20 protein-coding genes are annotated in these 24,001 nt (G+C 62.2%); 1 reads left to right on the top strand and 19 read right to left on the bottom strand.

Features of this window, described 5'->3' with window-relative positions:
* Positions 1-269 precede the first annotated feature (269 nt).
* The 14 genes from nrdR to ftsW form a co-directional block, all read right to left on the bottom strand.
* Positions 270-767, bottom strand: a complete 498-nt coding sequence (nrdR, locus tag ACE03M_RS02820; protein ID WP_143923769.1) for a transcriptional regulator NrdR — start codon at positions 765-767, stop codon at positions 270-272.
* Between the two features lie 2 nt (positions 768-769).
* A complete protein-coding gene (gene hisD / locus ACE03M_RS02815) occupies positions 770-2,080 on the bottom strand; it encodes a histidinol dehydrogenase (protein ID WP_143923770.1) in 1,311 nt (436 codons plus the stop codon).
* A gap of 60 nt (positions 2,081-2,140) precedes the next feature.
* Positions 2,141-5,650: a DNA polymerase III subunit alpha gene (gene dnaE, locus ACE03M_RS02810; RefSeq protein ID WP_485932718.1), complete on the bottom strand. Its 3,510-nt coding sequence runs from the start codon at positions 5,648-5,650 to the stop codon at positions 2,141-2,143.
* Between the two features lie 226 nt (positions 5,651-5,876).
* Positions 5,877-6,800 (bottom strand): RluA family pseudouridine synthase, encoded by a 924-nt coding sequence (locus tag ACE03M_RS02805; RefSeq protein WP_143923772.1) that lies wholly within the window; start codon positions 6,798-6,800, stop codon positions 5,877-5,879.
* Positions 6,793-7,338: a signal peptidase II gene (locus ACE03M_RS02800; RefSeq protein WP_143923773.1), complete on the bottom strand. Its 546-nt coding sequence runs from the start codon at positions 7,336-7,338 to the stop codon at positions 6,793-6,795. The genes ACE03M_RS02805 and ACE03M_RS02800 overlap by 8 nt, the downstream gene beginning before the upstream one ends.
* Before the next feature lie 132 nt (positions 7,339-7,470).
* Complete coding sequence (locus ACE03M_RS02795) at positions 7,471-8,307, bottom strand: DivIVA domain-containing protein (protein ID WP_485932696.1); 837 nt, start codon at positions 8,305-8,307, stop codon at positions 7,471-7,473.
* A gap of 263 nt (positions 8,308-8,570) precedes the next feature.
* Positions 8,571-8,870, bottom strand: a complete 300-nt coding sequence (locus tag ACE03M_RS02790; protein WP_143923775.1) for a YggT family protein — start codon at positions 8,868-8,870, stop codon at positions 8,571-8,573.
* Positions 8,871-8,972: 102 nt separating this feature from the next.
* The gene (locus ACE03M_RS02785; protein ID WP_143923776.1) at positions 8,973-9,461 is read right to left on the bottom strand and encodes a cell division protein SepF; all 489 of its coding nucleotides are present in this window, start codon (positions 9,459-9,461) and stop codon (positions 8,973-8,975) included.
* Between the two features lie 76 nt (positions 9,462-9,537).
* Positions 9,538-10,296 carry a peptidoglycan editing factor PgeF gene (gene pgeF, locus ACE03M_RS02780; RefSeq protein ID WP_485932695.1) on the bottom strand — a complete coding sequence of 253 codons (759 nt, stop codon included), beginning with the start codon at positions 10,294-10,296 and terminating at the stop codon, positions 9,538-9,540.
* A 4-nt stretch (positions 10,297-10,300) separates the two neighbouring features.
* Positions 10,301-11,473 (bottom strand): cell division protein FtsZ, encoded by a 1,173-nt coding sequence (gene ftsZ, locus ACE03M_RS02775; protein ID WP_186293178.1) that lies wholly within the window; start codon positions 11,471-11,473, stop codon positions 10,301-10,303.
* 190 nt (positions 11,474-11,663) lie between these two features.
* The gene (locus tag ACE03M_RS02770) at positions 11,664-12,419 is read right to left on the bottom strand and encodes a cell division protein FtsQ/DivIB (protein ID WP_485932694.1); all 756 of its coding nucleotides are present in this window, start codon (positions 12,417-12,419) and stop codon (positions 11,664-11,666) included.
* Between the two features lie 5 nt (positions 12,420-12,424).
* A complete protein-coding gene (murC, locus tag ACE03M_RS02765) occupies positions 12,425-13,825 on the bottom strand; it encodes a UDP-N-acetylmuramate--L-alanine ligase (protein WP_485932693.1) in 1,401 nt (466 codons plus the stop codon).
* A gap of 2 nt (positions 13,826-13,827) precedes the next feature.
* On the bottom strand, positions 13,828-14,928 hold the full coding sequence (locus ACE03M_RS02760; RefSeq protein ID WP_485932692.1) for a UDP-N-acetylglucosamine--N-acetylmuramyl-(pentapeptide) pyrophosphoryl-undecaprenol N-acetylglucosamine transferase: 1,101 nt from the start codon (positions 14,926-14,928) through the stop codon (positions 13,828-13,830).
* Between the two features lie 4 nt (positions 14,929-14,932).
* Positions 14,933-16,156, bottom strand: a complete 1,224-nt coding sequence (gene ftsW / locus ACE03M_RS02755) for a putative lipid II flippase FtsW (protein WP_260848229.1) — start codon at positions 16,154-16,156, stop codon at positions 14,933-14,935.
* Between the two features lie 46 nt (positions 16,157-16,202).
* Between ftsW and ACE03M_RS02750 the strand changes: the two genes are divergently transcribed.
* Positions 16,203-16,514: a hypothetical protein gene (locus ACE03M_RS02750; RefSeq protein WP_485932691.1), complete on the top strand. Its 312-nt coding sequence runs from the start codon at positions 16,203-16,205 to the stop codon at positions 16,512-16,514.
* Positions 16,515-16,541: 27 nt separating this feature from the next.
* On the opposite strand, the gene murD is transcribed toward ACE03M_RS02750, so the two are convergent.
* From murD to ACE03M_RS02725, 5 genes are read right to left on the bottom strand one after another with little or no spacing between them, the layout of a single operon-like run.
* Entirely contained in the window at positions 16,542-18,077 is a 1,536-nt protein-coding gene (gene murD / locus ACE03M_RS02745) for a UDP-N-acetylmuramoyl-L-alanine--D-glutamate ligase (RefSeq protein WP_143923783.1), read from the bottom strand.
* Positions 18,070-19,158 (bottom strand): phospho-N-acetylmuramoyl-pentapeptide-transferase, encoded by a 1,089-nt coding sequence (gene mraY / locus ACE03M_RS02740; protein WP_143923784.1) that lies wholly within the window; start codon positions 19,156-19,158, stop codon positions 18,070-18,072. Before mraY ends, murD begins: the two co-directional genes overlap by 8 nt.
* On the bottom strand, positions 19,155-20,621 hold the full coding sequence (locus ACE03M_RS02735) for a UDP-N-acetylmuramoyl-tripeptide--D-alanyl-D-alanine ligase (RefSeq protein ID WP_143923785.1): 1,467 nt from the start codon (positions 20,619-20,621) through the stop codon (positions 19,155-19,157). Before ACE03M_RS02735 ends, mraY begins: the two co-directional genes overlap by 4 nt.
* Before the next feature lies 1 nt (position 20,622).
* On the bottom strand, positions 20,623-22,185 hold the full coding sequence (locus ACE03M_RS02730) for a UDP-N-acetylmuramoyl-L-alanyl-D-glutamate--2,6-diaminopimelate ligase (protein ID WP_485932690.1): 1,563 nt from the start codon (positions 22,183-22,185) through the stop codon (positions 20,623-20,625).
* On the bottom strand, positions 22,185-23,966 hold the full coding sequence (locus ACE03M_RS02725) for a peptidoglycan D,D-transpeptidase FtsI family protein (RefSeq protein WP_143923787.1): 1,782 nt from the start codon (positions 23,964-23,966) through the stop codon (positions 22,185-22,187). The genes ACE03M_RS02730 and ACE03M_RS02725 overlap by 1 nt, the downstream gene beginning before the upstream one ends.
* Between the last annotated feature and the right edge of the window lie 35 nt (positions 23,967-24,001).

Genomic DNA, 24,001 nt, shown 5'->3' with positions numbered 1-24,001 from the left:
ACCTGCCGGACGCAGACAGAGGGCGCATCGGAGTCATCTCCGATGCGCCCTCTGTTTCAATCTGCGTTTCAATCTGCGTTTCAATCTGCGCCGATGGTCGGCCTGCAACCAGGCTGTTGCCATCGTCATGGAGAAAGTAAAGGGCCGCTTAACGGTTCGGCTTCCCCTCCGAACCGCAAGCGGCCGCGCGCCAGAAGCGCGCACTGTCAATGTTACACAAGAATCGGTGCGCTGGACTACTCCGCTCACAGATTTATGGGGTGATTTTCTCAGTCGTGGAAATCTTCGGGCGTCGCCTGCCTGGCATCCCCCGATTTCAGAGCCGCATCCGCACGCAGTGAGTCGATCGCCGTCTCAAAGTCTTCCAGGGAGTCGAAGCCCTGGTAGACGCTGGCAAACCGCAGGTACGCGACCTGGTCGAGCTCACGCAGGGGCTCGAGAATGCTCAGCCCCACCTCATCGGCGTCGATCTCAGCAATCCCCTTGGAACGAATGTCCTCTTCGACCTTCTGTGCCAGTTTCGCCAGATCGTCATCGTTGACCGGTCGCCCCTGACAGGCTTTGCGCACACCAGACATGATCTTCTGACGGGAGAACTCTTCTGTCACACCGGAGCGCTTGATCACCGACAGGCTGGTCGCTTCCATGGTTGTGAAGCGGCGCCCGCAATGGCGGCACTGACGCCTGCGACGGATCGCGGCGCCGTCTTCGCTGGTGCGCGAATCGACGACTCGAGAATCTGATTCACGACAGAACGGACAACGCATATCTACTCCTCGAACCTGATGCTGACGGCTCGACCGTGAGCGGGGAGCTGTTCGCTGCCTGCCAGCACCTCGATGTGGTCGGCAACCTCGGCCAGAGCCGAACGGTCATAGTCGATGACCTGGCTGACCTTGATGAATGAGTGCACGCCCAGTCCGGATCCGTGTGCTGCCGTTCCCATCGTGGGCAGGACGTGATTCGATCCTGCGCAGTAGTCTCCCAGCGACACCGGTGTCCAGTCCCCGACGAACACCGCTCCCCCGTTGGTGATCCGCGCGGCAACCGAATGAGCGTCCGCGGTGTGGACCTCGACGTGCTCTCCGGCGTACCCGTTGACGACATCGATTCCTGCGTCCAGATCATCGACGAGGACGATAGCGGACTGCTTCCCTGCCAGGGCGATGCCGATCCGCTCCTTGTGGGTCGCGGCGGGGACCTGGGCTGCGAGTTGGGCCTGCACCCGTTCAACCAATTCGGTCGAGTCGGTCACAAGGACCGAAGCAGCGAGTTCGTCGTGTTCGGCCTGGCTGATGAGGTCGGCGGCGACGAACGCCGGATCTGCGCTCGCATCGGCGAGGATGATGATCTCGGTGGGTCCGGCGACCGCGTCGATGCCCACATGCGTTCGCATGAGTGATTTCGCGGCGGCGACGTAGGCGTTGCCCGGGCCCGTGATGAGGTCGACAGGTTCCAGCTGCTCCTCATCGTCAAGGCCGTAGGCAAGCGCACCGATAGCCTGGGCACCGCCCATGGCCCAGACTTCATCGACGCCGAGGATGTGGGCTGTGGCGAGCACTGTGGGGTGAGGCAGCCCATTGCTCTGGGGTGGACTGGCGATGGCCAGTGAGGCGGACCCTGCTGCCTGAGCCGGCACGACGTTCATCACGACGGTGGATGGATAGACGGCCAGTCCGCCGGGTACATAGAGGCCGACCCGTTCGATCGGCAGGTGCCGTGTGGTGACGTGGGCACCGGAGGCCAACTCTGTGCGGACATCGGTGGGGCGCTGGTCGTCAGCGACCTTCCTTGCCCGAGAGATCGATTCGACCAGGGCAGCTTTGACGGAAGCGTCCAGTTCGTCTTCGGCGCGTTTCAGCGCGGAGACGGGCACACGCAGAGCCTCGAGTTCGACGGAGTCGAATCTCGCGGTGAATTCCCTCACGGCACGAGTGCCCTCGGCCTGCACCCGGCTCAGCAGATCGGCCACTCGTCGTTCGATATCGGCATGTGTATCGGCGGCACGGGGCAGCCTCTGCTTGAGGAATCTCTTGCTCAGTCTCTCACCGCGGAAGTCCAGAATGTTCACTCGCACCATTCTAGTCCCCGTCCCTTCGCCGCTTGCCTCGGCCTCCGCTGCAGGCGCTCAGGCAATGCCTCAGGCGGTCAGGCAACGAGATCCCAACAGTGCCTTGAGGTCACCGTAGAGGCTGGGATTCGGGTCGACGCGGATGGCGCGGTCGAGCCGCATCACCGTCTGTCTGCCCGGCTGCGAGAGGACCAGGTGCACATCGGTCTGTCCCTTGTGTGATTCCAGGACCCGGAGCAGCTTGGATGCCATCTCCTCCGTCGCCTTCTCCATCGGCAGCATCAGGTTGAGCGGCCGGTCCTTCGGATCGGTGACGTCAGGGATCGTCATCGACATCGCCATCATCGAGGTCGGTCGATCATCGGAGAGCCGGATGCGTCCCGTCAGGCTGATGACGAGGTCGGTGGCCAGCAGGCTCGCAACGGGTTCGTAGGTGTCGCCGAAGAACATCACCTCGACCTCTGCTTCGAGGTCCTCCACGGTCACGATCGCATACGGTTTGCCCGAGTTCTTCGAGACCTTGCGCGCAACCTGGGTGATCATTCCACAGATCTTCACCTGGGAACCGTCGTGGCGATGAGTCTCCGGATCCACCACATCGGCGATGGAGGCCTCCGATTCAGCGGCGAGGACTCCCTCAAGACCGTTGAGGGGGTGGTCGGAGACATAGAGGCCGATCATGTCGCGTTCGAAGGCCAGCTTCTCCTTCTTCTCCCATTCGGGACGATCGGGAATCGCAACGGAGAAGCTCGGTTCATCATCGTCCCCGCCGAGGCCGGCGAACAGGTCGAACTGCCCATTGGCCTCTTGCCGTTTGACGCCGATGACCGAATCCACTGCTTCTTCGTGCACTTCGACGAGAGATCGCCGGGTCTGCCCCAGCGAGTCGAAGCCGCCTGCTTTGATGAGCGATTCGATCGTGCGCTTGTTGCACACATGGCTGGGCACCTTGTCGAGGAAGTCCGTGAACGAGGTGAATGCCCCCCTCTCTTCACGTGCCTCGACGATGCCATCGACGACGTTGGCACCGACGTTGCGCACTGCACCCATGCCGAAGCGGATGTCCTGACCGACTGGGGTGAAGTGCAGAGCCGAATCGTTGACGTCCGGAGGCAGCACGGTGATGCCCAACCGCCGGCACTCGTTGAGGTAGATGGCGAGCTTGTCCTTGTTGTCGCCCACCGAGGTGAGCAGGGCTGCCATGTACTCTGCCGTGTAGTGGGCTTTGAGGAACGCGGTCCAGTAGGACACGAGGCCGTAGGCAGCCGAGTGCGCCTTGTTGAACGCATAGTCGGAGAAGGGCAGCAGAATGTCCCACAGAGCCTGCGCTGCCGGCTCGGAGTAGCCGCGTTCCTTCATCCCTCCGAAGAAGCCCACCTGCTGTTTATCCAGCTCGGACTTCTTCTTCTTGCCCATCGCTCGACGCAGGATGTCTGCTTGACCCAGCGAGTATCCGGCGACCTTCTGCGCGATCGCCATCACCTGCTCCTGGTAGATGATGAGTCCGTAGGTGGTGCCGAGGATGTCCTCTAGCGGCTCTTCGAGCTCCGGGTGGATCGGTGTGACTTCCTGCAGCCCGTTCTTGCGAAGTGCGAAGTTCGTGTGGGAGTCGGCACCCATCGGGCCAGGACGGTAGAGCGCAATCGTCGCGGAGATGTCTTCGAAGTTGTCCGGCTTCATCAGCCGCAGCAGGGCGCGCAGTCCGCCGCCGTCGAGCTGGAACACACCGAGAGTGTCGCCACGGGAGAGAAGATCGTAGGCCCCGCGATCATCAAGATCCAGGTGCTCCAGATCAAGATCGTAATCACGGTTCGCCTTGATGTTCTCCACAGCGTCGGAGATGATCGTGAGGTTTCGCAGCCCCAGGAAGTCCATCTTGATCAGTCCGAGACCCTCAGAGGTGGGGTAGTCGAACTGCGTGATGACCTGGCCGTCCTGGAACCGGCGCATGATCGGAATGACATCGATGATCGGATCCGAGGACATGATGACACCGGCAGCGTGGACGCCCCACTGCCGTTTCAGCCCTTCGATGCCTTTAGCGGTTTCAAAGGTCTCACGTGCATCGGGGTCCGAGTCGACGAATGCTCGGAATTCCCCCGCCTCGTTGTAGCGCTTGGATTCTGTATTCTCGATATCGGCCAGCGGAATGTCCTTGGCCATCTCGGCCGGTGGCAGGGCCTTGGTCAGGCGCTCCCCCATCGAGAACGGCTTGCCGAGGACTCGAGCGGAGTCCTTGAGCGCCATCTTCGTCTTGATCGTGCCGTAGGTGACGATCATCGCGACACGTTCGTCGCCGTATTTTCTGGTCACATATTCGATGACCTCGCCACGGCGACGATCATCGAAGTCGACGTCGAAGTCGGGCATGGAGACACGGTCGGGATTGAGGAACCGCTCGAAGAACAGTCCGTGTTTGAGCGGGTCCAGATCGGTGATGCGCATTGCGTAGGCGACCATGGAACCGGCACCTGAGCCACGTCCAGGCCCGACCCGGATGCCGTTGTCCTTCGACCAGTTGATGAAGTCGGCGACGACGAGGAAGTAGCCGGGGAAGCCCATCGAGATGATGACGTCGAGTTCGTAGTCTGCCTGTTTGCGCACATCGTCGGGAATTCCTCCCGGGTACCGATATTCGAGCCCCGTCTGCACCTCTTTGACCAGCCAGGATGTCTCATCCTCTCCGGGCGGGCAGGGGAACTTCGGCATGTAGTTCGCCGAGGTGTCGAAGGAGACTTCGCATTTCTCGGCGATCTCAAGCGTGTTGTCGCAGGCTTCGGGGAACTCGGAGAACAGCGCCCGCATCTCCGCACCCGATTTGAGGTAGTAGCCGGAACCGGAGAAGGCGAAGCGCGAACCGCCCTGGTCGTAGGTGGGTTCGATGAGCTTCGACCCTGACTGAATGGCCAGCAGCGCCTCGTGCGCCTTGGCGTCAGACTCATGGGTGTAGTGCAGGTCGTTGGTCGCGACCAACGGAATGTCCATCTCCTTCGACAGACGGATCAGGTCCTTGGTCACTCGCTTTTCGATGGAGAGGCCGTGGTCCATGAGTTCGACGTAGTAGTTGTCCTTGCCGAACATCTCACGGTATTTGCCGGCCGCGGCCTTGGCCTCTTCGTATTGTCCCAGTCGCAGCCGAACCTGGATCTCCCCCGAAGGGCAGCCTGTGGTCGCGAGCAGCCCATCGGAATAGGTTTCCAGCAGCTCCTGGTCGATGCGCGGCCATTTGCTGAACACCGAATCGAGAGAGGCGAATGACGAGGCCTTGAACAGATTGCGCATGCCGGTGTTATTGCGGGAGAGCAGCGTCATGTGGGTATAGGCACCGCCGCCTGAGAGGTCATCGCGCTTCTGCGACTCATCCGTGCGCCATTTCACCCTCGTCTTGTCGCGCCGGTCCGTGCCCGGGGTGACATAGGCTTCGACTCCGATGATGGGTTTGATGCCGGCGGCGGTCGCCTGCGACCAGAAGTCGAAGGCACCGAACAGGTAGCCATGGTCCGTAGTCGCGATGGCCGACATTCCCGAGGCCTTCGTCGCGGCCATCAGGTCCGTGAGTCGGGCTGCTCCGTCCAACATGGAGTATTCGGTGTGGACGTGAAGATGGACGAAATCGTCTTTCGGCACTGGCAGCCTTCCCTCTGATATGACCTGTGTTGCGACCACCAGCTTAGACCATCCGGGACCCGCAGATCAGATCATTCGAGACTCGCCCGACGGTGCCTGCGCCACCGCCTCGGTGGCCGAAACAGAAACGGCCAGCGAGGAGATGATGCGGTGTTCGGTGCACTCACCTGGCTTGCGTTCAGGGTGTGCGGATGCGATCGATCGCATACTGCAGGTCATCGGGGTATCCGCTCTCGAATTCGACCCATTCGTTCGAGTCCGGGTGATGGAATCCGAGTTTGACGGCATGCAGCCACTGACGTTCCAGGCGCAGATCCTTGGCCAGGCCCGGATCGGCTCCGTAGGGAAGATCACCGACGCAGGGTCGCTTGAGGGCGGAGAAATGAACTCGAATCTGGTGGGTGCGTCCGGTTTCGAGGTGAACCTCCACCAGGGAGGCCCGACGGTGCGCTTCGAGGACCTCATAGTGGGTGATCGCGTTCTTGCCTCCGCTGTGGACGGCATAGAGGCCGTCGTGTCGCGGGTTGCGAGCGATGGGTGCGTCGATCGTGCCGAGCACCGGATCCGGCAGTCCCTGGACAACCGCGTGATAGGTCTTCTCCACGGTTCGTTCCTTGAACGCGCGCTTGAGCACGCTGTAGGCGTACTCGCTCTTCGCGATGACCATCAGGCCCGAGGTGCCCACGTCGAGACGCTGCACGATCCCCTGCCGCTCTGGCGCACCCGAAGTGGCAATCCTGAAACCGGCGGCCGCGAGCCCGCCGACGACGGTGCGCCCCTTCCACCCCAACGCTGGGTGTGCCGCGACGCCGACGGGTTTGTCGACGACGACGAAGGAATCCTCGTCATGGACGATCTTCATCCCCGGGACCGGATCTGGCACGACCTCCAAAGGGCGTGGAGGCTCGGGCATCATGATGTCCAGGCGTGCACCGGCTTCGACGCGGTCTGATTTAGCCACGATCTGTCCGGATAGCTGCACGCCCCCTTCTGCGCAGATGTCGGCGGCTGCTGTGCGGGAGAGCCCCAGCAGCTTCGACAGCGCCGAGTCCACCCGCTGGCCCTCTAGGCCCTCGGGTACCAGGATCGAGCGTTCAGCCATGTGTGTCCTCTCCGACCGTGCTCGGGTGCTTCGAGTCCGATCCGTCCAGTTCAATGCCTTTGAGGCTTGCCACCACAAGGGTGACTGCCGCTGCGGATATCGCAATGTCAGCGACATTGCAGATGAAAAACGATAGGTCGATGAAATCGACGACGGCTCCGTGGAGGAAGCCGGGCTGACGAAACAGCCGATCCACGAGGTTGCCGAACAGTCCGCCCAGGAGCAGTCCCAGTCCGATAGCCCACGCCACCGAACCCAACTTCCTCGACAGCATGATGATGCCTGCGAACACAATGATCGCGATCAAGGGGAAGATCCAGGTCACTCCGGAGCCGAGGCCCAGCGCCGCACCAGGGTTCCGGTAGAAGTTGAAGCCCGCCAGTGTGCCGATGACCGAGATCGGCTCCTGACCTTCAAGGAAAGTGACTGCGAGGAGTTTGGTGAACTGGTCCACCGCGAGGACGAGAACGGCTATGCCGAACAACGTCCCGAGCATTCTGCGCCGCCGGGGTCTCGTCTCAGTGGCATCGTCGTTCATTTGGCTCATTCTAACTCACTGTCTGAGGGCACGAGGGCGCCGGCTCTGAAGCTTTGGTCCAACTCAAAAGGGCACGAACAAGGCCCGGGATCTCCTTGGAGTTCCCGGACCTTGCGTGTCTGCTGTGACGAATCAGAGTTTGTGATTCGACGACGAACCGAAGGAGTTCCCGTCCAGGGTCTCCGGTGCCAGACTGGTTGAGTTCTCGAGGTCGCGCAGCTGATCGTTGAGGTAGCTCTTCAGACGCGTACGGTACTGACGCTCGAAGTTCGACAGCTGGTCGATCGAACGCTCGAGAGTCGACTTCTGAGTTTCCAGAGTCGACAGGGTCTCGTCGCGCTTGGTCTCGGCCTTGCCGACGATGTCCTTGGCTTCGGTCTCGGCACTCCTGATGAGCTCGTCGCGACGGCGTTCGCCCTCTGCCACGTGCTCGTCGTGGACGCGTTGAGCAAGCGCAATGAGGCCATGCGCGTCGCCGTCTCCGTTGCCCAAGCTCGATCCGATGCCCAGCCCTGCGGCAGTGCCTGCCGCTGCAGGTGCAGCGCCGTTGGCGGCTGGAGCTGATTGGTTCGCAGGAGGGGTCTGCGAAGCGGGCGATGCTTCCCGGACTGCAGGTGCCGAAGACTGCTCGGTTTTCTCCGGAACAGCAGGTGCCGCAGGAGTCTGGCCCTGCTTCGGCGCATCGGCGTTGTTCCGCGAAGAGGGAGCCGGCACCGCAGCATGCATAGCCTGAGTGGCATCGATGTCTTGAGCAGGTGCCGCAGCAGATGCCCCGCCGGCGTCGAGTTCCTTGACGCGCTGTTCGGCAGTGGAGAGCTTCTGACGAAGTTCGTCGTTCTCCTGGTAGAGACGGCGGATCTCTACGACAACCTCATCGAGGAAATCGTCGACTTCATCCTGGTCGTACCCGTCGCGGAACTTCACATGCTGGAACCGCTTGTTTACTACGTCTTCAGGCGTGAGCGCCATGAGGTCACCTTTGGTCGATCTACATTCATTACGCTGCCGCCATTAAGACGGCTTCAACGTCACATTAGCGTAACACCTGCAGTTTTGTCCTGCAGAAAAGCCGTGTCGCAATTTTCATATGACGAAGTTGTAATAATCGAGCCTAGCAACACTCGGAACTGTTCAGCGAACTGGGCACCATCTCACGATTCTCACAGTGACGTGTGCATCATTCACGTAACGAAGTGGTAACACGTCGCCTTGCGTCGTCCGAGCAGCTGATGTCAGGCGGTCACCCTCGAGAAGTTGAACAGCACCGATGCCAGTATCTGAATTCCGATCAGCAGCACGATGAAGCCCAGATCCAGTGAGATCTGTCCCAACCGCAAGGGTGGAATCACCTTGCGCAGCAGACGCAGCGGCGGATCGGTCAATGTGTACACGATCTCCGCCAGCACAAGGAAGAAGCCGGCGGGCTTCCACTCGCGCGAGAACACCTGAACGAGGTCGAGGACCACCCGTGCCAGGAGAACATAGACGTAAAGACTGAGTGCCGTGCCGAGGATGTAGAAGATGATGGCCACGTGTTTCCTCGTGCCTTTCTTTGATGCTTAGCTGTCGATCCACAGCTTATACGTCGGAGCTGAGGATGAGATAAGAGCGTCGTCAACCGGAGGTCGAACAGCTCAACTCTGGTTGAAGAAACTCGCCTGAGTGTCCGGATCCGACTCGTTCTCTCCGCTGACCTCGATGTTCTCAGGCGTGAGAAGAAACACCTTGTTCGTCACGCGCTCGATGGAACCGTGCAGACCGAAGATCAGTCCAGCTGAGAAGTCGACGAGGCGCTTCGAGTTGTTCTCGTCCATCTCGGACAGGTTCATGATCACCGGTGTTCCCTCACGGAACGCGGCACCGATCACCATAGCGTCGTTATAGCTGCGGGGATGGATGGTCTTGATGCGATTCATGGAGATTCCTGGCGCGGGAGAGTCAACTGGACGTATCGGTGTCGGATGGATCGGCGTCACTTGGGCAGGGGGCCGTTCCTCGTCCTCGACATAGTCTTCGACGGGCTCTTCGTAGGTGTCGATGACCTCACGGTCCCGACGTTCGATGGGCTCGTCCTCTTCTTCGACGAAACCCAGGTATTCCAGCGTCTTCTTGATTGCTGACATTTTTCCACTCCTCGGCCTTCGGCACTTCCTCGCCTGCCGCCAAACTATCTCAACAGACGAGCCCGGCGGGTGAGTCTCATGGGTGTGTCGTGGGGTTTTCTTCCTGGAGCCAGACCACGCCTGCGAATCGGCCGGTACTGTGCTGTCTCCGGTAGGAGAACAGATCCTCAGATTCCCGTGTGCAGGTTCGTGAGAAATGGTCAATGCTCACACCTGCACGGCGCAGCTGTTCAGCCGCCGCCCCCGCGACGTCGATCGCCGGGGTTCCTGTGACAGACACGGAGGCGGCCACAGGTTCGACTGCGGCGACCTCGTCCCGCAGTGCGGCGGGAACTTCGTAGCAGCGTGGGCACACTGATGGTCCGATGATCGCGTGGATGTCCGTGGCACCCAGATCCTGCATTCGGGTGATCGTCTCCGGCACGACGCCTGATGTCATTCCGGGCCGGCCGGCATGAATCGCGCCGATGACACCAACCTCGGTGTCCGCAAGCATGATCGGAGTGCAGTCTGCGACCATGATGGCCAGTCCGATACCGGCGCGGGTCGTGACCTGAGCGTCGGCTGTCACAGGATCCTCGCGCAGCTGTTCCGGCGAATTGATGATGTGCACATCGGTTCCATGAACCTGGGACACGAAGTTCAGCCGCTCGCCACTCAGCCCGAGCACCTGAGCCAGAGCGGCCCGGTTGGCGGCGACGAGCTCATCATCGTCCCCGACGTGGCGGGCGAGGTTGAACGATGACAGGTCGCCTCTCGAGTAGCCGCCGTGCCGGTCGGTGAACGCAACATGTGCCTTCAGCCTTCCGGGAACGACGAATCTCGAGTGCAACATCTTATTACTTCAGGAAATCTGGGATATCGAGGTCGTTGTCGAGGCTCGAGGTGCTGCGCTCATTGGGCAGGGACGCCGGAATCTTGTGCTCGTCGCTGCGAGGTTCAGGCTCGTCGTCCGGTGCCGGTTCAGCCTGTTCGGCTGGCGCTGGTTCGACTTCTGCCGGGCTCGTCGCCATCGGAATCGAGGCAGGCACAGCAGCCTCGGCTGGGGCCGAGTCCTGGCCTGCCACCGTGTTGTCGAAGCCGGCGGCGATCACGGTGACGCGGCATTCGTCGCCGATGTTGTCATCGATGACTGCACCGAAGATGATGTTGGCTTCGGGATGCGCGGCTTCCTGCACCAGTCGGGCTGCTTCGTTGACTTCGAACAGGCCGAGGTCGGCACCGCCCTGGATGCAGAACAGCACGCCATGGGCGCCGTCGATGCTGGCTTCGAGCAGAGGTGAGGCGATGGCGGACTCGGCCGCCTGAACGGCACGGTCATCCCCGGTGGCTGCTCCGATGCCCATGAGCGCCGTGCCAGCGTCCTGCATCACGGACTTCACGTCGGCGAAGTCGAGGTTGATCAGGCCGGGAACGGAGATCAGATCGGTGATGCCCTGGACACCCGAGCGCAGCACTTCATCAGCCGAGCGGAATGCGTCGACGACGGAGACGCTGCGGTCCGAGATGGAGAGCAGTCGGTCGTTGGGGATGACGATGAGGGTGTCGACCTCTTCGCGAAGCGCGGCGATGCCGGCCTCGGCCTGCGCGGAACGACGGCGTCCCTCGAAGGTGAATGGGCGGGTGACGACGCCGATCGTCAGTGCGCCCAGGGAACGTGCGACACGGGCGACGACCGGAGCCGCACCTGTGCCTGTTCCTCCGCCCTCACCGGCTGTGACGAAGACCATGTCGGCACCCTCGAGCGCGTCGCGGATGGCTTCTTCGCTGGAGTCTGCGGCCTTGCGGCCGATCTCCGGATCAGCGCCGGCGCCGAGTCCGCGCGTCTGGTCGCGTCCGATCTCCAGCTTCACATCGGCGTCCGAGAGCACGAGCGCCTGGGCATCGGTGTTGATCGCGATGAACTCCACGCCGCGCAGTCCGACGTCGATCATCCTCTGAACAGCGTTGACACCGCCGCCGCCGGTACCGGCAACTTTGATATCCGCTCCGGATTGTGGGAATTCAGCCAAGTCGGTTCCTCTTTCGGCGCATCGTCCACGCATGATCTGCGTGCAAATTCGAAAAGTCTTCTTTGCCCTGAGGCTATTGTCCGGGGCAACACCACTGCAACCATTCTCTCCGGAGTGTCGGACATCGGCCAAACTTCAGACCCGGTGTGTCGGCGGCAATGCCGGTCAACTCGCGTGGTTTCTCGGGTTTTCAGTTGGTGACGGGCACCGAGGGGATAGAGACGTCGATTTCGGTGCGGCCATCGGCGGCCAACTGCAGGGCGGTGCGCATCTTCAGGCTTGCGCTTGTGCTGTCGCCGAAGACTACTTTCGCCTTCGCATTTCCGGTGTCGATGACCCCTGCAAGGTTGTTCTCGTCCTTGGCGTGGATCGAGGCCAGGTCGGAGCGCAGCTGTGGTCGGAGTTCTGCCATGAAGCGGATCACTGCGGCCACGGTCTTCTGGTCTGGTGCGCCGTCGGACTCTTCGAGAACGGTCACGCTCTTAGGCGCCTTCTTGACGGTGCCCAGATTGACGGCTTCATCGTCGAAGAGCTTGAATCCGCCTGTCGTTGTGATCGCGAGAACCGGGTCCCTGTCGGTGATTTGGATGCTCAGGCTCCGTGGTCCCGAATAGTGCACCGAGGCCTGCTTGGCCCGGGGAAACGCCTTGAGGACCTTCTTCTCCACCGTGCCGGGGCTCACCCGTGGCAGCGGTGTGCCGCCCTCGGTGTCGAGCACTGATTCCGAGACCTGTTCGTGGTCGACCAGCTCGCTGCCTTTGACGCTGACCTTGTCGAGGGCCAACAGCGGCGAGAGCCAGAGCACGGCTGCGATGACGAGGACCGCCGCGACTGCCCCGATGAGCACGAGACGCTGGCGCCAGACCTGGTTCCTACGTGCACGGATGACCCCGGTGAGGTCCGCGGTCGAGTTGTCACCGGTGCGCGGTTCGGGAAGGGGCGCCACGGTGTTCAGGCTTCCAGAGCGGTGAGCAGCTCAGGACCGAGGATCGTCACATCCCCGGCACCGAGGGTGAGCACAAGGTCGCCGGGGCGAACACGCGCTGCGACGTACGGTACCGCTTCGTTGAATGATTCGACGAAGGTCACGTTCTCGTGTGGGACGCGATCGGCGATCAGCGCACCGGTGACACCCGGAACCGGGTCCTCCCTGGCGGGGAAGACGTCCAGGACGACGACTTCGTCGGCGAGCCCGAGGGCTTCGCCGAACTCGGCCCGGAACTCCATCGTGCGCGAGTAGAGATGCGGTTGGAAGATCGCCCACACCCTGCCCTCTCCGGTGACGACACCGCGAGCTGCGCTGAGCACCGCTCGCAGCTCAGTCGGATGGTGAGCGTAGTCGTCGATGACGCGGACACCGGCCGCGATTCCGCGTTCTTCGAAACGTCGCCGGGTGCCTCCGTAGTTTCCGAGTCCGCTGGCTGCCTTGGCCACATCGGCGCCGAGACTGTGGGCGACGGCGATAGCCGCCGTCGCGTTGAGTGCGTTGTGGGTACCCGGCTGCCTCAGCGCGACTGGCAATGGCTCTGCTTGTCCTGGAACATCGAGAACGAATTCGGAGACCAGACCTGATTGGAGTTCGCGGAGGCGGATATCCGCGGTTTCGGAGACGCCGTAGAGGATGACGGAAGTCCCCTGCGCCCGTGCCTGCTCGCCGACTTCGAGCGAACCTGGGTCATCGGCGCAGGCGATGACGGTGCCGCCGTCGGCACCGATGCCGGCACAGAATTCGACGAACGCTTCCCGTACCTTCTCCGGTGTCCCGTAGTAGTCCAGGTGATCCGCTTCGACGTTGGTGAGGATGCCGATCGTGGGTTCGTAGAGCAGGAACGAGCCGTCGGATTCGTCTGCTTCTGCGACGAAGACGTCTCCTGTGCCCAGATGGGCGTTGGTGCCTGTCGTGGACAGCACTCCCCCGATGACGAACGAGGGATCGAGCCCGCAGGCCTGCAGCGCCACGGTCGTCATGGATGTCGTGGTGGTCTTGCCATGGGTCCCGGCCACCGCCACAGCCCGTTTGTCGGCCATCAGGGATGCCAGTGCACCTGAGCGGTGGAGAATCCGCAGGCCCCTGTCTTCTGCTGCGACGAGCTCGGGATTGTCTTTGCGAATGGCTGAGGAGATGACGAGGGTATCTGCCTCGCCGAGGTTGTCCGCCGAGTGTCCGATCTCGACTCTAGCACCCAGTGTCCGCAGCACGTCGACGACCGCCGATTCCTTCGCATCGGAACCGGAGACGGTGACGCCGTTCATGACCATGATCCGTGCGATCCCGGACATGCCCGAACCGCCGATTCCGATGAAGTGGACGGCTCCCAGCTCTGTGGCCGGGACGATTTCAGCTGTGCTCATGTTCAACCTCTCAGAGCGCGAGTGACGATGGTGGCCATGGTGCTGGCGGCAGTGGTCGGATAGTGCAGTTCTAGGGCTGCCTTGCTCATGGCGTCCAAGCGAGCTTGGTCGCTCACCAGGGGCAGGATCTGTTCGGTCACGGTTGACGGGGTGAAGTCCGCATTGTCGACGAGCAGTGAGGCGCCCGCCCTGACGCTGCCGGCGGCGTTGAGGCGCTGTTCACCGTTGCCGATGGCAAGAGGGACGTAGAGCGCGGGAACTCCGACGACGGTGGCTTCGGACACGGTCGCTGCGCCCGAACGTGCCACAAGCAGGTCCGCGACCGCGTAGGCCCTGTGCATTCCATCGACGTAGTCGACGACATGGTAGTCGGGCAGCTGAGCTGCTGCTTCCCGCAGAGCGTCATCCTTGCCAGCACCGGTGATGTGCAGGACCTGCACTCCGTTCTCCTGGCACATCGGTGCCGCTGCAAGGAAGGCATCGTTGATGCGCTGCGCCCCAGAGGATCCGCCGGTGACCACGAGGACGGGCTTGTCGTCGTTCAGACCGAGATCCTCTCGCCACGCCTGTCGCTGGACGGAATCGCTGCGGTCAAGCATGGAGATCTCGGTCGGCATCGGCATGCCCACCAGTTCGGAATTGCGCAGCTTCGTATCGGGGAAGGTGACTCCGACCATGCCCTGTTTCGTCAGGGCGGCGCCGAGGCGGTTCGCCATTCCGGGCTTCGCATTCGCCTCGTGGACGAACAGAGGGATCTTCGCCTGTCTGGCTGCAATGAACGCGGGTGGGCAGACATAGCCGCCAACTCCGACGACGGCTTTCACTTCTCGTTCGGCAATGATCTGCTTGACGTGCGAGATGTTGGCGGCGAAACGTTTCGGGAACTTCAACGCGGCTGGACTGATCGAACGCGGCATGGGTACCTTGTCGATGGTGAGGAGCTCGAAGCCGGCCTTTGGAACAATGTCAGCTTCGAGGCCATCGGCGGTGCCGAGTGCGAAGACGTCCCAATCGGGATGCACCTCACGCAGCTCACGGCCGATCGCCAACATGGGCGAAATATGGCCGGTGGTGCCTCCACCGGCAAGAAGAATGCTCGTCATCTCACTACTTTCTCTTTCTGGCCAGTACGGCGAACGACGATCTGACTCGATCCTTGTGCGCCTTGATCGCTGCCGCGGCGCCGTCTTCGGTCCTGGCGAAAGACAGAACCACCCCGATCGCCAGCAGACATGCGATGATCGACGACCCGCCGTAGGACACGAACGGCAACGGCACTCCGATGACCGGCAGCATCCCGGTCACCACAAAGATGTTGACGGCCCCCTGGCCGATCATCCACGCGAACAGCCCTGCCGTTGCGATTTGGACGAACCTTGATTTCGAACGCATGATGACTCTCACCAATCCGTAGGCCAGGGTCGCAAACAGGACAATGACGATCAATGACCCGAGGAGGCCGAGTTCTTCGCCGATGATGGCAAAGATGAAATCATTGTGCGCTTCCGGCAGCCAGGACCATTTCTCGCGGCTGGCACCGAGACCCACGCCCAGCCAGCCTCCAGATGCCAGAGAGAACAGACCGTGATTGGACTGCCAGGCTTGGCCGGTGATGTCGGAAGCTGTCTGGTCTGCGTGTCCGGTGAGGGACGCAGTGATTCGCTGGAGGCGGTTCTGAGAACTGAACACGAAGAACGTGGTCATCGCCGCAAGGAAGCCGAAGAGCAAGAGAAAGTATTTCCAGGGGAAGAATCCGATGAACAGGCAGACAAGCGCCATGACCATCAGAATCAGGGCCGTTCCCAGGTCATTGCCGGCGACTATGAGACCGACGGCGACTGCGATGCCAGGGACGACGGGGATCATGGCGTGGCCGAAGGTCGTCATCTTCCCGGCCTTCTTCGCCAGGACACAGCCAAGCCACACGGCCAGAGCGATCTTGAGGAATTCGGATGGCTGAAGCTGGATGCCACCGAATTGGATCCAGTTGGCATTGCCCTTCGTGGACTTTCCAAGACCGGGCAGGAAGACCAGAGCCTGCATGAGAATGCCGAGCCCCATGGCTGGCCAGGCGAGTTTTTCCCACCAGCGCAGGGGGAAGAAGGTGGCCGTGACCATGAGGACGATGCCCACCGCTACAAATCCGGCCTGCTTGTTGAAGTAGGCGAAGGATGATCCTTCCCCTCCATCGTAAGAGGTGATCGAGGACGCTGAGAGGACCATGACGAGTCCGAGGGACGTCAGTGCGAGGACTGAAACCAGAACCAGGTAATAGGTAGTCAGCGGGTAGGCAGAGACTCGGTCGAACTCACGGCGCACCGAAGACAGCATTGCCCGAACAGCTCCTGCCCGAGGATGATTCCGAGGGTGAGACGTCTTGGCGCTGCGCACGCTCGTCGTCTGTTCGCCGTTGCGAGCCGAACTCGTGCCGACGTTCTTCTTCGGTTTGGCCTCCTTTGCGGCAGCAGTGGCCATCTTCGGCCCTGTCCGCTTCGAGCCAGCTGTGGTCTTCGAAGACGACGCTTTCGCGGTCGCGGTGTTCTTCGCGGTCGCGGTGTTCTTCGCGGTCGCGGTGTTCGGCGACTTCGCGCTCGGCTTCGCTGCAGTCTTCTTCGCTGCGGCATTCGTATTCCCAGCAGGGCCCACGGCTGGCTCGGCCGACCTGGTCGATCGGAGACGGCGTGACTGAGATTTCGCGGTTGTCTGCCGTCCCATGTCAGTTCCCCAGGTGAGCGTGGACAGCCTGGGTGAAGAGTTCACCCCGAGTGTTGTAGTTGAGGAATTGGTCCATGCTGGCCGCCGCGGGAGCCAGCAGTACGGTATCGCCTGTGCGGGCGATGTCTGCGGCTGCATCCACTGCCGCAGCGACCACGGCTTCGCCCCGGCGTCGGGGTACGCCCGAGTCCACGGCGAGAGCTGGTTCGATTCTGATCACGTCGAGATCTGGAACTGTCGCCGCGATGGCATCCCGGAAGGCTGAGTCTTCGGCTCCGATGAGCACGAGTGCTCGGAGCCTGTGGCCGTGATCGGCGAAAAGTGAGGTGAAGTCCGCCCCTTTGGGCAGTCCCCCGGCGATCCAGACGATCGAATCGAAGCTGCCGAGCGAAGCATTGGCTGCGTGGGTGTTCGTCGCTTTCGAATCATCGACCCAGGTGATCCCGTTGCTCTCCGCGACGGTGACCATCCTGTGGGCTCCAAGCGAGTGGTTCCTCAGTCCCTCCGAGATCGCCTGACCCGGTACCCCGATGCTCCGTGCCAGGGCTGCGGCTGCGAGTGCGTTCGACACCTGGTGGTCTGCCGGCGCACGGCCGGGAACACCAGCCGCCGCTGCGACATCGTCTAAGGAGGCGAGTTCAGCGGCCGAGGAGTATCGCTGCGGGATGAAAGCGCGATCGACAAGCATATCCTCGACGACGCCCACCTCCCCCGGTCGTGGGATGCCCGTGGTGAAGCCGATGGCTTTGGCACCGTCGACGACATCGGCTTCTTCGACCATGTGCAGTGTCACCTCGTCGGCGACGTTGTAGATGCACGCGGTCTTGGCCTGGTGATAGATCTTGGCCTTATCGGCCTCATAGGCATCGGCGCTGCCGTGCCAGTCCAGATGATCGGGGGCGATGTTGAGCACAGCGGCAGCATCGGCGCTCAGCGAATACTGCCAGTGAAGCTGAAAACTCGAGAGTTCGATCGCCAGCACCTCGAGTCCGGGCTCGAGCACGGCTTCGAGAAGAGGTGCACCGATGTTGCCGCAGGCCTTGGCCTTGCGACCATCGGCCAGGAGCATGGATTCGAGCATCGTCGTGGTCGTCGTTTTGCCGTTGGTGCCGGTGATCGCCAGCCATTTGGCGTCGTTGGTGCCACGGATCCGCCAGGCCAACTCGACTTCACCGATCACGGGCACACCCGCCTCGGCGGCGGACAGAAGCAAGGGGTGGTCGGGACGCCAGCCAGGCGAAGTCACGACCAGATCGAGCGGCTCCTCCGGCAGGCGGGAGACGTGCTCTTCTCCGCGCCGGATATCGACGTCGAAGACCTCGAGGATCTGAGCCTTCTCGCTGACGTCTGCCTGATCATCGCCGTCGACGACGATAACATCGGCACCGCGTTCGCCGAGATGGACAGCAGCGGGAAACCCTGTCACACCGAGACCGGTGACGAGGATCCGCAACCCGTCCAAAGACGAGCTCGGCCCCACGAGTGCGGCTGGGATCGCCTCGGCGTTCGGATAATCGGTAAGGGGATTCTCAGCCAACGCGAGACACCCATTCGGCGTAGAAGAGACAGATTCCGGCGATGACGAAGAGTGCGGCGATGATCCAGAACCGGACCACGATCGTGACCTCTGCCCACCCCTTGAGTTCGAAGTGATGTTGGAGCGGAGCCATTCGGAATACGCGTTTTCCGGTGGTCTTGAACGACACGACCTGGATGATCACGGAGAGTGTGATGATGACGAAGAGTCCGCCGAGGACGACGAGCAGAAGCTCAGTCCGCGACATGATCGCGAGACCGGCGATTGCGCCGCCGATGGCCAGGGAACCGGTGTCGCCCATGAAGATCTTCGCGGGTGAGGTGTTGAACCATAGGAAGCCGAAACACGCCGCTGCCATGGCACCGGCGACCATTGCGAGGTCACGTGGATCGCGCATGTAGTAACAGGCGTTCGTGGCATCCGTCATCAGATTGCAGTTCTGCGTCGACTGCCATGTCCCGATGACGACATAAGCGGCGAAGACGACGACCGAGGCGCCGGCGGCCAGTCCGTCGAGGCCGTCAGTCAAGTTCACCGCATTCGATACCGCGGTGACGATGAGGTTGGCCCAGATGACGAACAGGATGAGTCCGAGCACTGCGGATCCGAATGCCAGGTCGAGGTTGGTGTCGCGAATGAACGACACCTTCGTCGACGCCGGGGTTTCACCGAAGGAGTTCGGGAACTGCAGCGCCAACACGGCGAAGGAGATTCCGACGAAGGCCTGGCCCAGGAGCTTGGGCACCGGTCGCAGACCCAGGGAGCGCTGCTTCTTGATCTTGATGAAGTCGTCGAGGAAGCCGACAACGCCGAGTCCTGCGGCCAGCCAGAGGACGAGAAGTCCGGAAGCAGTGGGCACGGATCCTGTGAACAGGTGTCCGAGCAGGTAGGCCAGGACGGCGGCACCGATGATGACGACGCCGCCCATGGTCGGTGTGCCACGTTTCGTGGCGTGTGAGGTCGGACCGTCATCACGGACGAACTGGCCGTAGCCTCGCTTGACCAGAACACGGATGAACAGCGGCGTGCCGACCAGTGCCAGGATCAGTGCCAGGCAGGCGGCGAGCAGTACTGCGATCATTGGGCCCCCGATACACCGGCGATTTCATCTCCGAGATAGCGCAGACCGGCATCTCTGGAGGATTTGAACAGGACGATGTCCCCGGGTGCCAGTTCCGCACTCAGCAGGTCCTTCGCTTCGGCAGCGGTCGCGACCCAAGCCGCTTCGTTGCCCCAAGAACCTTCGAGGTTCGCTGCGTTGAAGATGGGCTTCGCTCCGTCACCGACGACGATCGTGCGGGTGATGTTGAGTCGCACGACGAGTTCGCCGATATCGGAGTGTGCAGAAACGGATTCGTCGCCGAGCTCCAGCATCTCGCCGAGGACGGCGAACGTCCGACGTGGTCGGCTGTCTTCGTCGCCGCGGCCCATCGACGCCAGCGTCTTCAAGGAGGCTCGCATGGATTCCGGGTTCGCGTTGTAGGCGTCGTTGAGCACGGTCACGCCCGACGGTGAGTCGATGAGCTCCATGCGCCAGCGGCTCGCGGCCGAGGAGGTTGAGAGCGTGGTCACGATGGACTTCACGCCCACCCCACAGGCGTGGGCGATGGCTGCCGAGGCAAGGGCATTGCCAACGTGATGTTCACCGATCAGAGCCAGACGAACGTCCTGCGGCTCCTCTCCTGGCAGGTTCAGCGCGAAAGCGGCGTGTCCTGAGGCGTCTGTCGTGACGCCTGTTCCACGGACGACGGAGTCCTCATCGGCAACCCACTCGGGCAGCGATTCCCGTTGTGAGAACCACAAGGTCTCAACCTCAGGTGAGAGGACCTCACGCATCCCGGCGACTCGTGAGTCGTCGGCGTTGAGGATCGCGACAGATCCTGCAGTGAGCGACTCCACGAGTTCGGCCTTGGCTCGGGCCGTGTTATCGATCGAACCGAAGACGCCCGAGTGGGCGGTGCCGACCGCGAGTTCGACAGCGATGTCGGGGCGGACAAGGCTGGTCAGGTAGGCGAGGTTGCCGATGGAACGGGCACCCATCTCCAGGACCAGGAACCGCGTGGTCTCCCCCGCCTGCAGTGCAGTCAAGGGCACGCCGACCTCGTTGTTGTAGGAGTTCGGCGGCCACACCGTCTCGGCTTCGCCGGCGAGCAGGTCGGCAGCGAGATCCTTCACTGTGGTTTTGCCGACAGAACCGGTGATCGCGATGACCGTGATCTCACCAACCTCGCGCAGTGCCTCGATGTTGGCCTTGGCCAGCTGGCCAAGCGCTTCCGTGGCATCGGAGACGTGAACGGTGGGCAGGGTCGCATCGTCGAGGGTGGGAACGGATTCGCCGATGATCAGCGCTGCGCCTGCCTCCACGGCCGCTGCTGCGAATTCGATGCCGTCGAAGGACTCACCTCGGCGGGCAACGTAGATATCGCCGGGTCCGACTTCTCTCGAATCGGTTACCACTCCGGCGGACAATTTGGTCTCGGGGTCTACGCCGTACAACTCGCCGGAGACGGCGGTTGCTATTTCGGCTGCACTCAGTCGCTTCATATCAACTGTGAACTTTACCTGTTTGTGCGCCGCCAAGTCGCGCGCTGAGCGCCGAGCGTGTCCTCGACCGGTCGTCGAAGTCGGTCACCACCCCGCCTGCGGACTGCCCGGTTTCGTGTCCCTTCCCTGCGATGAGCACGGTTGTGGAGGCTCCGGCAGCAGCGATCGCCTGGTCGATGGCGGCCCCTCTTTCTGCCACTTCAATGACTTTCTTCACACGTGCACCTCCGGTTGAGATCTCAGCATCGATGCCATCTTTGATGGCGGCCCGGATCGTTGCCGGGTCCTCGGTGCGCGGATTGTCGTCGGTGAGAACGATCACGTCGGCTCCCCGAGCGGCTGCCTGGCCCATTCCGAATCGCTTCCCTCTGTCCCGGTCACCCCCGGCCCCGAAGACGATCACCAGTTCGTCGCTGTCGGCGTGGAGTGACTCCAGGGCTTTCTCGATCGCATCGGGGGTGTGGGAGTAGTCGACGATCGCGCGTGGGAGAAGTTGCGGATGAGACTGGCCCTCGGCGCGTGGTCCACTGACGTCGATGATCTCCATCCGCCCGGGGACAGATGCGACGAAGGTTCGACCGATCGCGTTGATGTCGCTGGCCGGAATTCCGGCTTCCAGCAGCATTGCTGCGGCCAGTGCAGTGTTCGTGACGTTGAAATCTCCCGGCAGTGGGGATCGCAGTGCGATGCCCTCATCACCGGGTCCGTCGAGGTGGAGGATGAAGCCTGATTCTCCTGGAGTGTGTTCGATCCGCCAGTCGCTGCGATCGTCGCGTCCCAGCGTGCGCACCGGCACCTGTGCCGCCTCGACCATCTTCTCGCCCCACCTGTCCTCGACGACGATGACGGCGGTGTCGGAGAAGGCGCGAGTGAACAGCTCGGCTTTGACGCCGAAGTATTCGTCCATTGAATTGTGAAAGTCGAGGTGGTCCTGGGAGAGGTTCGTGAAACCTGAGACAGCGAAGTGGGCACCGTCGACGCGGTGCTGGCTCAGCGCATGTGAGGACACTTCCATGGCACAGGTGTCGACATCAGCGGCGCGCATCTTCGCAAACAGGGCATGCAGTTCGGGAGCTTCCGGAGTCGTGCGCACGCTCGGCTCGGTGACACCGGCGATCAGCGTCGCCACTGTCCCGATGACACCGGTGCGATGACCGAGGGCCTCAAGCATGCCGTCGACCAGATAGGTCGTCGTCGTCTTTCCGTTGGTTCCGGTCACACCGATCAGCTGGGGGCGCCCCGAGGTGCCGTACACGGCGGCCGAGACATAGCCCAGAACGGCCCGCGGGTGCTCCACGATCAGCCCGGTCACCTCGGCGAGAGTCTGCGAGTCGATGCTGTGGGCGATCATGTCCCAGCCGGTCGCGTCGGTGAGGATCGCGGTGACCCCGCGAGCAATGAGATCCGGTGCGAACTTCGCTCCATGGACGTTCGCGCCCGGCAGCGCGGCATAGAGGTGGCCAGGCGCTACCGTGCGCGAATCGTGAGAGACTCCCCCGACCTCGCGATCGGGATCTCCATGAATGGTTCCAGGGGCTGCTGGCAGCAGCTGTGAGATGCGCATTATTTCCATTCTCGAGCAGGGAGCTGGGGATCTGCGGTCGACGGTGGGATCTTCAGGTGCCGCATGGCGAAGCCGGCGACATCGGAGAATACCGGAGCGGCGGCGCTTCCACCGTAATAGCCGTTTCGGGGCCGCTGCAACGTCACAGAGATCGCGATCTGCGGGTCCTCGGCGGGGAGGACGCCGACGAAGGAGGCTGTGTAGCCGTCGTAGCCGCCACCCTCGGCTGCCGGTGCCTGCGCGGTTCCTGTCTTTCCCGCCACCCTGTAGCCTGAGACCTGCGCCGATTTGCCGGTGCCCTTGGCGACGACGCCTTCGAGCATGGACAGAGTCTGGTCAGCGGCCTTCTTGCTGATGACGCGTTGAGGTTCGCCTGCCTGATTCGGGATCGTCTTCCCTGATGGGGAGACCGTTCCATCGACGAGCTTCGAGGGGACGTGCACTCCGCCGTTGGCAATGGTCGCGATGACATCGGTGGTCTGTACGGCGTTCGCGGCCACGCCCTGGCCGAACATCACCGTGTATTTTGTACGGCCGTCCCACTCCGGGTACGGGTGGAGGATGCCAGATGTCTCGGCAGGGAACTCGATGCCTGTCGGCGAACCGAAGCCGAACTTCTTCAAGTAGCCGTATCGCTGTTCTTCTGAGAGTTCATTCCCGGCCAGAATGGTGCCGGTGTTCGAGGATTCGGCGAGGATTCCGGCGAAGGTGAGCTTCTCATCCGGGTGCGAGTGCGAGTCCCGGAATTCCTCTCCGTTGGGAGCCTTCCATTTGTCTGGGACCGTGAACTCCTGTTCAGGGGTGACCAGACCCTGGTCGAGCAGAGCTGCGGCAGTGACCATCTTTGCGGTCGAGCCGGGTTCGAAGACGTCGGTGAAGATGCGCGACCCACGGTCGGTGCCGCCCACTTTGCCCGGTGAATTGGGATCGACGCTGGGTGCGTCTGCTGCGGTGAGGATCTTGCCGGTCTTGATGTCCTTGATGACGATCGAGGCTGATTCGGCCTCATTTTCCTTCCGCTGCTCCTCGATCGCCTGCTGGGCGTAGTACTGCAGTGCCGGGTCGATCGTCGTCTGCAGGCCCTTTCCATCGATGGCATTGCGCGTGTTGTTGTCGCCGAGCGGGATGATCTCGCCTCGAGCCCCGCGTTCGTACTGCTGTTGACCGTCGCGACCGTTCAACTGGTCGTTGTAGGCCATCTCCAGGCCCGCCTGAGGCTGGCCGTCCGAACTGAGGAATCCCACGAGGTTCCCTGCCACTGCACCTGATGGATAGGAGCGCACGGCGTATTCCTCGGCGGAGAGGCCGAGGATGTTGAGCTTCTTCACGGCTCGCCAAGTCTCAGAGGTAAGTCCCTTGGCGACGGGATTCCACCGTTTGTCGCCGACAAGTTTCGGGTACAGCAGTCCGGGGTCGGTGTCGAGGGGCTTCGCCAGGGCCTCTGCTGCTCCCCAGGCACCGACCAGTTTTCCGTCAACCTTGTACTGGGCCACGTTCTGCTGGTCCACGACGAGCTGATATCGGGAGACGCTGTCGGCGAGGACCGTGCCGTCGGAGGCCAGAATCTGCCCCCGCGAGGCCGGCAGAGTCTTGGTGACGAGTCGGTTGGACAGTGCCTTCTCGGCCAGTTTCATCGAATCCATGCCCTGGATCGAGATCAGCCGTCCGGAGGTGACGAGGAGAACCAGGATGGACAGAGCCGCGATCAGTGCCATCCGCAGGCGAAGGTTGGGTTTGCCTCGTCCGCCTTTTTTCTTCACCCGAGTGGCTCGTGGGCCCATTGCACTGTCCTTGGTCCTTGCTTGTCGGCGAATGG

This window comes from Brevibacterium sp. AGC70, from assembly GCF_057334195.1.
This window is presented reverse-complemented; position numbering and strand designations above follow the sequence as displayed.

Coding starts and splice junctions, on each gene's coding strand:
- nrdR (WP_143923769.1), bottom strand. CDS start 767: ATGCGTTGTCCGTTCTGTCGTGAATCAGATTCTCGAGTCGTCGATTCG.
- hisD (WP_143923770.1), bottom strand. CDS start 2,080: ATGGTGCGAGTGAACATTCTGGACTTCCGCGGTGAGAGACTGAGCAAG.
- dnaE (WP_485932718.1), bottom strand. CDS start 5,650: ATGTTGGACGGAGCAGCCCGACTCACGGACCTGATGGCCGCGACGAAG.
- ACE03M_RS02805 (WP_143923772.1), bottom strand. CDS start 6,800: ATGGCTGAACGCTCGATCCTGGTACCCGAGGGCCTAGAGGGCCAGCGG.
- ACE03M_RS02800 (WP_143923773.1), bottom strand. CDS start 7,338: ATGAACGACGATGCCACTGAGACGAGACCCCGGCGGCGCAGAATGCTC.
- ACE03M_RS02795 (WP_485932696.1), bottom strand. CDS start 8,307: ATGGCGCTCACGCCTGAAGACGTAGTAAACAAGCGGTTCCAGCATGTG.
- ACE03M_RS02785 (WP_143923776.1), bottom strand. CDS start 9,461: ATGTCAGCAATCAAGAAGACGCTGGAATACCTGGGTTTCGTCGAAGAA.
- pgeF (WP_485932695.1), bottom strand. CDS start 10,296: ATGTTGCACTCGAGATTCGTCGTTCCCGGAAGGCTGAAGGCACATGTT.
- murC (WP_485932693.1), bottom strand. CDS start 13,825: ATGAGCACAGCTGAAATCGTCCCGGCCACAGAGCTGGGAGCCGTCCAC.
- ACE03M_RS02760 (WP_485932692.1), bottom strand. CDS start 14,928: ATGACGAGCATTCTTCTTGCCGGTGGAGGCACCACCGGCCATATTTCG.
- ftsW (WP_260848229.1), bottom strand. CDS start 16,156: ATGCTGTCTTCGGTGCGCCGTGAGTTCGACCGAGTCTCTGCCTACCCG.
- mraY (WP_143923784.1), bottom strand. CDS start 19,158: ATGATCGCAGTACTGCTCGCCGCCTGCCTGGCACTGATCCTGGCACTG.
- ACE03M_RS02735 (WP_143923785.1), bottom strand. CDS start 20,621: ATGAAGCGACTGAGTGCAGCCGAAATAGCAACCGCCGTCTCCGGCGAG.
- ACE03M_RS02730 (WP_485932690.1), bottom strand. CDS start 22,185: ATGCGCATCTCACAGCTGCTGCCAGCAGCCCCTGGAACCATTCATGGA.
- ACE03M_RS02725 (WP_143923787.1), bottom strand. CDS start 23,966: ATGGGCCCACGAGCCACTCGGGTGAAGAAAAAAGGCGGACGAGGCAAA.